15 protein-coding genes are annotated in these 12,512 nt (G+C 32.0%); 11 read left to right on the forward strand and 4 right to left on the reverse strand.

The genetic code is table 11. The features are described 5' to 3' along the window. Window positions 1-34: 34 nt before the first annotated feature. From IEV15_RS12175 to IEV15_RS12200, 6 genes are all read left to right on the forward strand, one after another. Window positions 35-1,426 (forward strand): T9SS type A sorting domain-containing protein, encoded by a 1,392-nt coding sequence (locus IEV15_RS12175; RefSeq protein WP_188362803.1) that lies wholly within the window; start codon window positions 35-37, stop codon window positions 1,424-1,426. Between the two features lie 125 nt (window positions 1,427-1,551). Next, window positions 1,552-2,622 (forward strand): 3-phosphoserine/phosphohydroxythreonine transaminase, encoded by a 1,071-nt coding sequence (gene serC / locus IEV15_RS12180; RefSeq protein WP_188362804.1) that lies wholly within the window; start codon window positions 1,552-1,554, stop codon window positions 2,620-2,622. A 102-nt stretch (window positions 2,623-2,724) separates the two neighbouring features. Beyond that, window positions 2,725-3,684, forward strand: a complete 960-nt coding sequence (locus IEV15_RS12185) for a D-2-hydroxyacid dehydrogenase (protein WP_188362805.1) — start codon at window positions 2,725-2,727, stop codon at window positions 3,682-3,684. A gap of 67 nt (window positions 3,685-3,751) precedes the next feature. Then, window positions 3,752-4,312 carry a hypothetical protein gene (locus IEV15_RS12190; protein ID WP_188362806.1) on the forward strand — a complete coding sequence of 187 codons (561 nt, stop codon included), beginning with the start codon at window positions 3,752-3,754 and terminating at the stop codon, window positions 4,310-4,312. A gap of 99 nt (window positions 4,313-4,411) precedes the next feature. Further along, window positions 4,412-4,840, forward strand: coding sequence for a DUF6146 family protein (locus IEV15_RS12195; RefSeq protein WP_188362807.1), 429 nt, complete (start codon window positions 4,412-4,414; stop codon window positions 4,838-4,840). Window positions 4,841-4,915: 75 nt separating this feature from the next. After that, the gene (locus IEV15_RS12200) at window positions 4,916-5,236 is read left to right on the forward strand and encodes a DUF6787 family protein (RefSeq protein WP_188362808.1); all 321 of its coding nucleotides are present in this window, start codon (window positions 4,916-4,918) and stop codon (window positions 5,234-5,236) included. 14 nt (window positions 5,237-5,250) lie between these two features. On the opposite strand, the gene IEV15_RS12205 is transcribed toward IEV15_RS12200, so the two are convergent. From IEV15_RS12205 to msrA, 3 genes are all read right to left on the reverse strand, one after another. After that, window positions 5,251-5,547 carry a hypothetical protein gene (locus IEV15_RS12205; protein ID WP_188362809.1) on the reverse strand — a complete coding sequence of 99 codons (297 nt, stop codon included), beginning with the start codon at window positions 5,545-5,547 and terminating at the stop codon, window positions 5,251-5,253. 43 nt (window positions 5,548-5,590) lie between these two features. Then, window positions 5,591-6,262 carry a GTP cyclohydrolase I FolE gene (gene folE, locus IEV15_RS12210; RefSeq protein ID WP_188362810.1) on the reverse strand — a complete coding sequence of 224 codons (672 nt, stop codon included), beginning with the start codon at window positions 6,260-6,262 and terminating at the stop codon, window positions 5,591-5,593. Window positions 6,263-6,330: 68 nt separating this feature from the next. Next, on the reverse strand, window positions 6,331-6,978 hold the full coding sequence (msrA, locus tag IEV15_RS12215) for a peptide-methionine (S)-S-oxide reductase MsrA (RefSeq protein WP_188362811.1): 648 nt from the start codon (window positions 6,976-6,978) through the stop codon (window positions 6,331-6,333). A gap of 141 nt (window positions 6,979-7,119) precedes the next feature. Between msrA and IEV15_RS12220 the strand changes: the two genes are divergently transcribed. The 5 genes from IEV15_RS12220 (at window position 7,120) to IEV15_RS12240 (ending at window position 12,234) form a co-directional block, all read left to right on the forward strand. Continuing rightward, entirely contained in the window at window positions 7,120-7,782 is a 663-nt protein-coding gene (locus IEV15_RS12220) for an ABC transporter ATP-binding protein (protein WP_188362812.1), read from the forward strand. A 16-nt stretch (window positions 7,783-7,798) separates the two neighbouring features. Further along, complete coding sequence (locus IEV15_RS12225) at window positions 7,799-9,499, forward strand: LIC_10190 family membrane protein (protein WP_188362813.1); 1,701 nt, start codon at window positions 7,799-7,801, stop codon at window positions 9,497-9,499. Next, entirely contained in the window at window positions 9,496-10,260 is a 765-nt protein-coding gene (locus IEV15_RS12230; RefSeq protein WP_188362814.1) for a TIGR02757 family protein, read from the forward strand. The genes IEV15_RS12225 and IEV15_RS12230 overlap by 4 nt, the downstream gene beginning before the upstream one ends. A 69-nt stretch (window positions 10,261-10,329) precedes the next feature. Continuing rightward, on the forward strand, window positions 10,330-11,571 hold the full coding sequence (gene pepT, locus IEV15_RS12235) for a peptidase T (protein WP_188362815.1): 1,242 nt from the start codon (window positions 10,330-10,332) through the stop codon (window positions 11,569-11,571). Window positions 11,572-11,652: 81 nt separating this feature from the next. Further along, entirely contained in the window at window positions 11,653-12,234 is a 582-nt protein-coding gene (locus IEV15_RS12240; RefSeq protein WP_188362816.1) for a YdeI/OmpD-associated family protein, read from the forward strand. Window positions 12,235-12,236: 2 nt separating this feature from the next. On the opposite strand, the gene yajC is transcribed toward IEV15_RS12240, so the two are convergent. Then, window positions 12,237-12,512 (reverse strand): preprotein translocase subunit YajC, encoded by a 276-nt coding sequence (gene yajC, locus IEV15_RS12245; protein WP_188362817.1) that lies wholly within the window; start codon window positions 12,510-12,512, stop codon window positions 12,237-12,239.

A 12,512-nucleotide genomic window follows, 5' to 3' on the forward strand; every position in this document is an offset into this window, starting at 1 on the left:
TTTTTTCTTAACTTTGATGGAAACCAAATCAATCATGTTAAGAAAATTACTTTTGTTCAGTTTCTTTTTATCTATTTTTACATTAACCGCTCAAACCAATTTAAGTGGGTTTTTGCCATCAAATAGCAACTCAGGAATCCGTTTTGGTTGGCAAACTGCTTTACACGATGACACTTATGTTGTCTCAAGTCAAACTTTTAGCAGTACTCTCGGAAAAGTTTTTGTTTTTTCAAAAGTAAATCAAGTTTTAACGCAACAAAGTGTTTTATATGCTGATGATGCTGTGAGTACTGACCAATTTGGTCGATCAATAGCTATTTTTGGAGATTATATAGCAGTAGGTTCGCCTTTTCACGACTCCGAATTTACAGATTCAGGAGCGGTTTATGTTTACAAAAAAATAGATAATGTTTGGACTTTTATACAAAAAATTACTGCTTTTGATACTAGTGCAGATAAAAATTTTGGTTCATGTGTAAAAATACAAGGAACTTCTTTATTTGTCTCAGCACCAAACGATCAAAATTCAAATAGTTCAGGATCGGTTTATGTCTATTCTTATAATGGAACAAATTGGTCTTTCCAACAAAAATTGACTGTTCCTTTAACTACAGAATTAGGCCTAAAATTTGAAGTTCAAGGAAATTTATTAGTAGCAATAGATGCTTTAGATGCTCATCACACATTTACCTATAACAATTCTTGGATTCTCAGCGATTCAACTTTATATATCGGAAACTTAGAATATGACTTAAGAGACTTTGTGCTTGATGGAGAACGACTCTATATTACAGCTGTATCTCCAATGAATCCGACGGATAATGCAGTTTTGATTCTAAATAGAGTGAATAATACTTGGGTTTTTGAACCTGGTGTTGATGGTAATTTTAACGACTTTTATATAGGTAAAATTGCGGTTTCCGGCACTCATATGTTAGTAGGTTATCAAAATTACATATTCCAAGTAGAAAGAAAATTTCCAATACGGTACTACAAAAAAATTTCAAATAGCTGGGTTTTACAAACCACTTTCTATGGCGAAGGTGCCGCAGGATTTGATGACTATTTTGGAAATAGTATAGCCATGCAGGATGCTGAAATTTTAATCGGAGCTCCCGAAGAAGGCATTGCTCTTTCAACCGGCAAAGCATATGCCTTTAACTTAAATTTGTTAAGCGTTTCTTCCTTTGAAAAAAACAACATTGTGGTTTATCCAAATCCAACCGTAAATAACATTTTATTTGAAAATCAAACTTTACTTGAAGTGGCTCAATATGAACTTTTCTCCAGTTCAGGAAAATTAATCACTTTATCTTCAAAAGATTCGTCATTTATTTCTTTAGAAAATCTTCATTCCGGTATTTATATACTGAGAACCACTTTTGAAAACGGCTCTTTTGAAAACCATAAAATTATTAAATATTAGACACCTAACTTTTCAACTACAACGTTTTTGTTAATAACCTATAATAAATACTACCCTTAAACAAAGTACATTTAGAAGTGAATTTCAGAAATTTGCATTTCAATCTTTGATATCAATTTTCCGTAATGAAAAAACACAACTATAGTGCAGGTCCTTGTATTTTACCACAAGAAGTATTTGAAAAATCCGCTCAAGCCGTTTTAAATTTTAATAACTCCGGGTTATCCATTTTAGAAATTTCACACAGAAGTAAAGATTTTGTTGCTGTGATGGATGAAGCAAGAGCTTTGGCTTTGGAACTTTTAGGTTTGGAAGGAAAAGGTTACCAAGCGTTGTTTTTACATGGAGGTGCCAGTTTGGAGTTTTTAATGATTCCTTACAACTTAATGAAAGTTGATGGAAAGGCGGCCTATTTAGATACAGGAACTTGGGCAAATTCAGCCATTAAAGAAGCTAAATCTTTTGGTGAAACCGTTATAGTTGCTTCATCCAAATCAGAAAATTATAACCATATCCCAAAAGGATATGTTGTTCCAACGGATGCTGATTATTTTCACTGTACTTCCAACAATACCATTTTTGGCACACAAATGAAAGAATTTCCAAACCTAAACATGCCGATGGTTTGTGATATGAGTTCGGATATTTTTTCGAGAACATTAGACTTTTCAAAATTTGACTTAATTTATGCCGGAGCTCAAAAAAATATGGGGCCAGCCGGAACAACACTAGTAGTTGTTAAAGAAGATATTTTAGGAAAATCAGGTAGAACTATTCCTAATATGTTAGATTACAAACAGCATATTGAGAAAGAAAGTATGTACAACACCCCAGCAGTGTTTCCTGTTTATGCTTCGCTTTTAACGCTACAATGGTTAAAAAACTTAGGTGGTATTGCTGCTATTGAAAAAATAAATCAAGCTAAAGCCAATTTATTATATTCTGAAATCGATCGTAATCCCTTGTTTAAAGGAACTGCAGTAGCAGAATTCAGAAGTAACATGAACGCCACCTTTTTATTGAATGATGAAGCACATGCTCCATTATTTGATGCTATGTGTAAAGAAGCCAGAATTTCAGGATTACCAGGTCATCGTTCTGTTGGCGGCTATAGAGCATCAATGTATAACGCATTGCCATTAGAAAGTGTGCAAGTGTTAGTTGATGTAATGAAGGAATTGGAGAGTAGAAGTTAGAAAATAAAGTATAGAAAATAGAAATAAATAAATTTATAAATACGTTGTCGGAATCTAAGTTACTCAGCAACTCAGAATCTCAGCAACTCAGAATCTTAAAAAATGAAAGTATTAGCCAATGACGGAATTTCTCCAAGTGGGATAAAAGCTCTTGAAAAAGGAGGATTTGAAGTAATTACAACTAAAGTTGCTCAGGAACAAGTAGCCAATTATATCAATGCCAATCAAGTTAGTGTTATTTTGGTGAGAAGTGCAACCAAAGTAAGAAAAGATATAATTGACAATTGTCCGAGTTTAAAAATCATCGGACGTGGCGGTGTTGGAATGGACAATATTGACGTAGCTTATGCTCGTGAAAAAGGTATTCATGTTATTAATACCCCGGCATCTTCTTCAGAATCAGTAGCCGAATTGGTTTTTGCACATTTGTTTTCGGGTGTGCGATTTTTGCATGATTCCAACAGAAATATGCCTTTAGAAGGTGATGTCAATTTTGACGGATTGAAAAAAGCCTATGCCAATGGAATTGAACTTAGAGGAAAAACATTGGGAATTATAGGTTTTGGAAGAATTGGTCAAGCAGTAGCAAAAATGGCCTTAGGTTTAGGAATGCGAGTAATTGCTTCGGACAAATATGTGGGAGAGGCGGTAATTCGTGTGGATTTTTACAACGATCAATTTATCAATGTTGATATTGTTACAGAACCTATGGAAGATTTGCTGAAACATTCTGATTTTATCACACTACATGTTCCTGCTCAAGATGGTTATGTTATTGGAGCTGAAGAATTAAAAACAATGAAAGATAATGTGGGAATTGTAAATGCAGCTCGTGGTGGTGTAATTGATGAAGTTGCATTAATTGATGCATTAGATGAAGGAAAAGTGTTATTTGCCGGATTAGATGTTTTTGAAAACGAACCAACACCGGAAATTAAAATTTTAATGCATCCAAAAATTTCATTATCGCCACATATTGGTGCTGCTACTGAAGAAGCTCAAGATAGAATTGGTACAGAACTGGCGGAACAAATCATTAGCCTTTTAAAAACAGAAAAATAATACAAAATAGATTGATATTTAGGATATTATTTTATAAATTCGTTAAAATAATTTAAAAGCCTAAGCTATGTTTGAACAATTAACACAATTAGTGCAGCAATATGGAAATGAAGCTGTAGTAAAAAACAATGCTATCCCAAACGAATTAAATGATAGCGTAATGAAAGAAACCGGAAGTTCATTACTTTCAGGTTTACAAAAAATGGCTTCTGAAGGAAAACTGGAACAATTAGCCGGTTTATTTCAGGGTAACAATGCAGGAGCTTCATCAAATCCGGTTGTAAAACAATTGGTAGAACAAGTTTCAGGAAACTTAGGACAAAAATTTGGAATTGATAGTAATACTGCTAATGGTGTAGCTTCAAACATGATTCCTCAAATATTAGGTTCTTTGATTGGTAAAGCAAAAGATCCTAATGTAAAGGGTTTTGATGTGGCAGATTTAGTGAAAGCAATTTCAGGAGGTTCAGGAAATTCCAGTTTACTTGATGCAGTAACCAAATATGGCGGTCAATTTGGATTGGATCAAAATGGAGACGGTAAAGTTGATATGCAAGATGCCATTGCTGCTGTTAGTAAAAAAGGTGGAGGATTAGGGGGATTATTAGGTAAATTTTTTAAAAAATAAATTTTATTGATATAATAAATTAAAATCACCAAGTTTGGTGATTTTTTTTTGTTGAAGAATGTCATTTTAAATCGATACTATTTTTTGTATCTTTATACAATGAAAATAAGTTTACTTATATCAGCTTTTTGTTTATTAGTTATTAGTTGTAACTCTTATAAATCTAAATCATTTGCTAAAGAACCTACAACAGGAGTAAATGACACCATTCGAATTGCAAATGATGAATTAGAATATGAGGTCATAATTATTGAACCCGGTTTTAACGCTTGGTTAGCAAGCAGAGCTATGCCTCGCGATTATTATTCTCAATCGTATTTAGAAGCACGAAATAATTTATGGGTAATTGAGTATAACAGTAGAGCTCTTCAATCTTCTCGTTATGATCCGAATCTTTATCCAATGCAAATAGATTACAGGCGTGGCATTGATTATGGTTATGAAGTAAACTATATGCTTTATAATTATTTGGTTTATTTTCAATTGACTTATAAACAAAAACTTGGTGGTTTTCAAGCAAGGTTGTAATATTTTAAAACCAATTACTTACTAATAAACCCATTTCTAATAACAATAAAACTACTTTAATTACCTGCTTTTTTTATGAAAAAACTTAAAGAACGTTGGGGAATTTCCTCAAATTTTCAATTAGTAATTATATTTATCGTATTTGCAATTACAGGATCATTATCTGCTTATTTATCAAAACCGTTTACCAATTGGATTGGTCTTACAAAAGAAAATCTTGGCCATTTTTATTTACCAATTCGATTGATTGCTATTTTTCCAATTTATCAAGTTTTATTGGTCTTAACGGGTTTTCTGTTTGGACAATTTACCTTTTTTTGGTGGTTTGAAAAAAAGATGCTTCGCAGCATGAAATTAGGCTTCATTGCGGAATGGTTTGAAAATAAAAGTAACTGATTCTTAAATTGGTACTACTTTTTATCTTTAATCAAATAAGTATAAATCCAAGTAATGGTAAAAGTGGGAATAAAATCCAAACCCGGTAGTAATTCTTCAATAAAAACAATTATTCCACCAACGGTTCCAACGGTTCCTTTGTACATTCGTAGCAAAAGTAATCCGGCAATTGGAGCCCAAATTACATCGGAAAGCGTTCCCAAAACAGGAACCAAATAGGAGAGCATTCCGATGCCATCAAAAAGAAGACTTAGAAATAAATCTCTTTTTTTATTTGATTTTGAGGTGTTTTCAACAACTTCTTTTGTCATCGATAGTATTTTTAATCACGATTCAGACAAAAGTAGTGCCATTTTATTTATCTTGCTTCATTAAGTTAAAAAAATCATTTCTGTTTTCTTTTTCGTTAAATATTCCTCCATATTGAATGGTTGAAGTATAACTTGAACTGTCTTTTATGCCACGACTTGACACACACAAATGTTCTGCTTCAACAACTACAATCACATCTTCTGTATCCAAAACAGTTTTTAACTCATTGAAAATCTGCATTATCATTCGTTCTTGCACTTGTGGTCTGCGAGCATAATAGTCTACAATTCGATTTAATTTTGATAAACCAATTACTTTTCCGCTAGAAACATAACCGATATGAGCTTTGCCAATAATTGGTAAAAAATGATGTTCGCATGTGGAATTGAAACTTATATTGGCTTCTACCAACATTTTGTCATAATTGTAACTGTTTTCAAAAACCGAAATTTTTGGCTTGTTTGCGGGATTCAAACCGCTAAAAATTTCTTGTATAAACATTTTTGCAACTCTATGTGGTGTTCCTTTCAAACTATCATCGGTCATATCAAGACCCATTTCCTCCATGATAATTTTAAAATGTTTTTCAATAGTTTCCATTTTTTCTGCATCCGATTTTACGAAAGCATCAGGACGCAGCGGTGTTTCGGCAGAAGTCATTTGATGATTATCCCCCAAAAGTTCAATTAATTCTTTTTCAGTTAAAGTATTCATAGCTTTTTTTTTAATTATTTCAATGCTTCCATATAAGCTGTTCGATAATCGAGGTAACTCTTGGGAATTTATTTTTTCAATCTACTCTTGTAATTCTTTTTGAGCTTTTCAATCTTAGGAGTAATTACGTAACTACAATAGGATTGGGTTTTATTTAAGTTATAATAATTTTGATGATACTCTTCGGCTTCATAAAATTTTGATGCAGGAGAAATTCGCGTTACAATTGGTTTTGTAAACGTTTTTTCTGAAGTCATCAAATCAATATAGTCTTCAGAAATTTCTTTTTGTTGGTCATTGTAATAAAAAATTTCACTTCTGTATTGTGTACCAATATCGTTACCTTGACGGTTTAACGTTGTGGGATCATGAGTAGCAAAAAATATTTCCAATAATTCGCCAAATGAAATTACTTTCGGATCAAATGTGATTTGAATAGCTTCCGCATGACCGGTTGTTCCAGTACCAATATCTTTGTAAGTGGGGTTTTCGAGTATCCCACCGATGTAACCCGACACTACTTTTTTTACACCTTCTAATTCCAGAAAAACTGCTTCAGTACACCAAAAGCAACCACCGGCAAGTGTTGCTATTTCTAATCCGTCTTTTGTTTCCATAACTACAGGTTTGTCTACTACTAAAAAAGTAGTGTTTTTATCTTGTGATTGACACGAAGTTTGTGACACAAGTAACAATAATAAGATATACTTTTTCATAGCAATTTTTGTTTAACAAATATAGCATTTAATTAAACAATAAATGTAATTTAACGTAACTTTATTATCTATCTTTAAATAATAAAAAACTATACCCCATAAAATTCTTCAAAACTTTGTTTCTTTGTGAAAATGAAAACGATGATTCAAATAAAAAATATCCATAAATCTTTTGGTCAGGTGCATGTTCTGAAAGGTGTCAATTTATCTATACAAAAAGGTGAAATTGTTTCCATTGTAGGATCTTCAGGAGCCGGAAAAACGACGCTTTTACAAATTTTAGGTACTTTAGAAAAACCTGATAAAAATTTTAATGAGGAACTAGTTATTGACTCTGTTTCCATTTTATCTTTGAATGACAAGGAATTGTCTAAATTTAGAAATTTAAAAATCGGTTTTATTTTTCAATTCCACCAATTATTACCTGAATTTACAGCGATTGAAAATGTTTGTATTCCCGGATTTATTGCCGGAAGAAACACAAAAGAAATTGAAAAAGAAGCCGAACGTTTATTGAATTATTTAGGTTTGGGCGAACGCATGCATCACAAACCTTCTGAACTTTCGGGAGGAGAACAACAGCGTGTTGCGGTTGCTAGAGCATTGCTTAACAAACCGGCTGTGATTTTTGCCGATGAACCTTCGGGAAATTTAGATACGGCTTCGGCTCAAAATTTACATGAACTTTTTTTCAAATTAAGAGATGAATTTGGACAAACCTTTGTGATTGTAACACATAATGAAGAATTAGCTAACATGGCAGACCGAAAACTAGTAATGAAAGACGGACAAATTATTGAATAATTAATCAAACAAACAGATGTTTTTAATTGCACTATCATTCATCTACATCATTTTTACTTGTATCAATTTTGGTTTGGTTTATAGTCGGTTTATTAAATATCATCCATCCGATTTGATTGTCAATTCTTTGTTAGGTCTTTTTTCTATTACTATTATAACCAGCATTTGGGCTCTTTTTGGCAGAATTCATATTGAATTTCATCTTTTTATTCTTTTTCTAAACTGTCTTATTTTTTATTTTTTTCAAAAAGAAATCAAAGCCAATTATATAGAATTTATTAAATCGTTTAAAAACCTCAATCGCTTTTTAAAAAGTTTTCTTTTATTTTCCATGCTATTAATTTTAGCACAAGCAGCAAGTATTCCTTATATTTTAGATAATGAATCGTATTATATTCAAACTATAAAATGGCTCAACAATTATGGTTTTGTTGAAGGTTTAGCCAATTTGCATTTGTTTTTAGGACAACAAAGTGGTTGGCATATTACTCAAAGTGCGTTTAGTTTTTCATTTTTATACAATGAATTTAATGATTTGAGTGCATTTTGCTTATTGTTAGGAATCACATATTCTGTCTTTAGATTGCAAGACTATTTAACTACAAAAGATAGCAACCAATTGATTTTTGGTTTATTACCTCTTTTTTTGGTTTTATTGTTTCAATTTATAAGTGCTCCTTCTCCTGATTTACCCATTTATATACTTACATTTTTTCTTTTTTATATTTTTCTTGAGCATTACAACAAAATGACCATTGGTGTTTTTAACCTGCTTACCACTTTTGTTTTATTCATGTTGTATATCAAAAACACGAATATTGCTTTGATAATTTTGCCGCTGCTCCTTTTCATAAAACATTTCAAAGATTTTGTTCCAAAATTATTTCGAATTAGTAGTATTGCTTTTTTAGTCTTAGCATTATTTCTATTAAAAAACATAATCATCACCGGAACGCCTGTTTTTCCTATGACGACATCGCTCATTTATTCGTTTGATCATGTAGTTCCCGAAAAAATAGTGTCCATGTATTATGAAGAATTAAAAACATATGGCTTCTATATTACCGCTGAAGAATACAAGTCAATGAATGCCTATCAATTGTTTGTGCGATGGCTTTCAATGCCAAAACTGAATGGACTGTTTAATAAAATTAGTATTATTCTACTTGTAGTTTGTCCGTTTTTGATTTTAAGAATGAAACGATTAAGAAACTATGGAATACTCTATTTAATCATGGTCATTCATTTAATGATTTTATTGGTCACCTCACCTCAATATCGTTTTCACCTGAACTTTGTTTTGTTTTTTAGTTTGTTCTGTTTAGCAATTGCCTTTCATGAAAAAATTAAAATCATTTACTTTGGTTTAATTGCATCCGGTTTAGTCACATTACTAGTTTTGATTGTTCCGTTGGATTTCAATGCATTTAGTTCTAATAAATTTTTATTAAAAAACAGTACATTCAACATTGAAAACATAATTATTCCGCATCCCAAAACAAAATTAATGACCGAGTATGAAACACATACATTGGGTAATTTGACTTATCATTCACCCATCAAAAACGAGTTTTTTTGGGCTTCAGGTGATGGACCGCTTCCATGTGTAAATAAAGTACAACTTGATTATTATGAGTATTGGTTACACCTAATTCCGCAGATGCAAACAGCTGATTTGAAAGACGGATTTTATGCAAAAGACATTTCCAAACCATGAACTCAGCAGAACTAAAATCGTTTTTAGACGAAAAAGTAGTACTCTATAATCAATCAAGGTTTATAGAAAGTGACCCTATTCAAATTCCGCATCGTTATTCTCTGAAAGAAGATATTGAAATTGCCGCTTTTTTGACTGCAATCATTTCTTGGGGAAACAGAAGAATGATTATTTCTAATGCCAACAAAATGATGGATTTCATGGGAAATTCACCTTTTGATTTCGTAATGAGTCACGATGTTTATCAATTAGAAAAACTGGAAAACTTTGTACATCGCACCTTCAATGGACAAGATTTGCAGTTTTTTATAAAATCGTTGCAGCATATTTATAAAAACCATAAAGGACTGGAAGCCGTTTTTGCTAAAAATCAAGAAACAGCAAGTTTACAAATAAGTATTTCTGAATTTAAGAAAGTGTTTTTTGAACTTCCTCACTTTAGCAGAATAGAGAAACACATTTCGGATCCAATGAATAATTCTGCTGCCAAACGAATCAATATGTTTTTGAGATGGATGGTTAGAAATGATACTGCAAAAGTTGACTTTGGAATATGGAAAAGTCTCACTCCTGCTCAATTGTCATGTCCGTTAGATGTCCATTCGGGTAATGTAGCCCGAAAATTAGGACTTTTAACCCGAAAACAAAACGATGCCAAAGCTTTATTAGAATTAGACACTTCCTTACGAAAACTTGATGCAACAGATCCGGTAAAATATGATTTTGCTTTGTTTGGATTGGGTGTTTTTGAAAAATTTTAGTAAAAAAGTTACTATTACCACTGCTTCAGATTTAGTATCTTTGTTTTCATTTATTTCAAAATATAAATTATGCAACACATCATAGATCGTTTTATCAGTTATGTAACTATTGACACCGAATCTGATCCCAATTCTGAAACCACGCCAAGTTCAAAAAAACAATGGGATTTAGCCCATAAATTAGTTGCTGAATTGAAAGCCATTGGCATGAAAGAGGTTACAATTGACGAGAATGCTTATATCATGGCCACTTTACCTTCAAATGTAGAACATGAAGTGCCTGTTATAGGTTTCATTTCACATTTTGATACAACACCTGATTTTACCGGAGCTAACGTAAAACCTCAAATTATTGAGAATTATGATGGGAAAGATATTGTTTTGAATGCCGAACAAAATATCATTTTATCGCCAAGTTACTTCAAAGATTTATTACAATATAAAGGACAAACTTTAATTACAACAGACGGCACAACATTATTGGGTGCTGATGACAAAGCAGGAATTACTGAAATTGTTACCGCTATGGAATTTTTGATTAAAAATCCCGAAATCAAACATGGTAAAATTAGAGTAGGATTTACACCCGACGAGGAAATTGGAAGAGGTGCACATCTATTTGACGTAGAAAAATTTGGTGCTGATTGGGCTTATACCATGGATGGCAGTCAAATCGGTGAATTAGAATATGAAAACTTCAATGCAGCAGGAGCCAAAATTACTTTTAAAGGAAAAAGTGTGCATCCGGGATATGCCAAAGGGAAAATGATAAACTCCATGCTTTTGGCTTCAAAATTCATCTCTAAACTACCCAAAGATGAAATTCCTGAGGCAACCAAAGGTTATGAAGGTTTTTTTCATGTTACAGGAATAACAGGAAGCATTGAAGAAAGTACCGTTTCACTTATTATTCGTGATCACAGCAAAAAATTATTTAAAAAAAGAAAATACTTTTTACATGAATTAATCTCCAAATTCAATAAAAAATACAGAAAACAATTTGGTGACGAAATTGCTATAATTGAAATTAAAGATCAATATTATAATATGAAAGAAAAAGTAGAGCCGGTTTTTCATATTGTAAAAATTGCTGAAAAAGCGATGAAAGAAATTGGTATAAAACCAATCATCAAACCAATAAGAGGTGGAACTGACGGTTGCCAACTTTCTTATAAAGGATTACCATGTCCTAATATATTTGCCGGCGGTCATAATTTTCATGGAAAATATGAATATGTTCCTGTAGAAAGTATGCAAAAAGCGGTAGAAGTTATTGTGAAAATTGCAGAACTTACCGCCGAAAAAAAATAAACTTTAATCTATAATTGGCCACTGATTTACTAATTATGTTTAAAATTTAATTAGCGTATCAGCTGCTATTTTTTATAAAACATGGAAGAAAGTAAAACTTGGAACCGAAATCAAAAATGGCTTGAGGAAATTGAAGCATTAAAATCAATTCTAGTAAAAACTGACTTGGTTGAAACCACAAAATGGGGCGGAATTGTTTATACTTGGAACAATCGCAACATCATTGGAATTGGTGGTTTTAAAGATTATTTCACGATTTGGTTTTTTAATGGTGTTTTTCTTCCTGATGAAAAAAAAGTTTTAATTAATGCTAACGAGGGCACAACAAAAGGATTAAGACAGTGGCGTTTTGCCTCAAAAGAAGAAATTGATGAAAAGCTGGTTTTGCATTATGTAAACCAAGCTATAGAAAATGAAAAAAACGGATTAGCCATTAAACCCGAAAAAAAGGAAGTAGTTCCGTCTGAATTTTTTATGTCCAAATTAAATGAAAATTCAGAACTTTTGGAAAAATTTAAAAACTTCACTCCTTTCAAACAAAAAGAATTTGTTGAATATATTGATACTGCAAAACAAGAGAAAACAAAACACGACCGATTTGAAAAAATAAAACCGATGCTTTTAGCAAACATCGGTTTAAATGATAAGTATCGTAAGTGTTAAAACTACTTTTTCTCTACTAATTTAGCACTCATTTCCATTGAAATAGCCGAGCGTTCCATTTTCAATTTTCCGGCCATGGTTTCAATAACCACAGTTCCTTCAGATAATTCAGCTACTTTTCCGTGAAGTCCGCTTTTGGTTATTACTCTATCTCCTACTTTTAAATTACTTTCAAATGCTTTTTCTTGCTTTGCTCTTTTTTGTTGCGGTCTTATCATAAAGAAATAAATAACCACGAACATAAGAAGAAAAGGTAATAACGATTGCATGTTTTCCAT

This window comes from Flavobacterium orientale (genome assembly GCF_014638005.1).
Classification (GTDB): domain Bacteria; phylum Bacteroidota; class Bacteroidia; order Flavobacteriales; family Flavobacteriaceae; genus Flavobacterium; species Flavobacterium orientale.

Bases quoted from the DNA above. Each gene is read 5' to 3' on its own strand.
- IEV15_RS12175 (WP_188362803.1), top strand. From the start codon at position 35: ATGTTAAGAAAATTACTTTTGTTCAGTTTCTTTTTATCTATTTTTACA.
- serC (WP_188362804.1), top strand. From the start codon at position 1,552: ATGAAAAAACACAACTATAGTGCAGGTCCTTGTATTTTACCACAAGAA.
- IEV15_RS12185 (WP_188362805.1), top strand. From the start codon at position 2,725: ATGAAAGTATTAGCCAATGACGGAATTTCTCCAAGTGGGATAAAAGCT.
- IEV15_RS12190 (WP_188362806.1), top strand. From the start codon at position 3,752: ATGTTTGAACAATTAACACAATTAGTGCAGCAATATGGAAATGAAGCT.
- IEV15_RS12195 (WP_188362807.1), top strand. From the start codon at position 4,412: ATGAAAATAAGTTTACTTATATCAGCTTTTTGTTTATTAGTTATTAGT.
- IEV15_RS12200 (WP_188362808.1), top strand. From the start codon at position 4,916: ATGAAAAAACTTAAAGAACGTTGGGGAATTTCCTCAAATTTTCAATTA.
- IEV15_RS12205 (WP_188362809.1), bottom strand. From the start codon at position 5,547: ATGACAAAAGAAGTTGTTGAAAACACCTCAAAATCAAATAAAAAAAGA.
- folE (WP_188362810.1), bottom strand. From the start codon at position 6,262: ATGAATACTTTAACTGAAAAAGAATTAATTGAACTTTTGGGGGATAAT.
- msrA (WP_188362811.1), bottom strand. From the start codon at position 6,978: ATGAAAAAGTATATCTTATTATTGTTACTTGTGTCACAAACTTCGTGT.
- IEV15_RS12220 (WP_188362812.1), top strand. From the start codon at position 7,120: ATGATTCAAATAAAAAATATCCATAAATCTTTTGGTCAGGTGCATGTT.
- IEV15_RS12225 (WP_188362813.1), top strand. From the start codon at position 7,799: ATGTTTTTAATTGCACTATCATTCATCTACATCATTTTTACTTGTATC.
- IEV15_RS12230 (WP_188362814.1), top strand. From the start codon at position 9,496: ATGAACTCAGCAGAACTAAAATCGTTTTTAGACGAAAAAGTAGTACTC.
- pepT (WP_188362815.1), top strand. From the start codon at position 10,330: ATGCAACACATCATAGATCGTTTTATCAGTTATGTAACTATTGACACC.
- IEV15_RS12240 (WP_188362816.1), top strand. From the start codon at position 11,653: ATGGAAGAAAGTAAAACTTGGAACCGAAATCAAAAATGGCTTGAGGAA.
- yajC (WP_188362817.1), bottom strand. From the start codon at position 12,512: ATGGAAAACATGCAATCGTTATTACCTTTTCTTCTTATGTTCGTGGTT.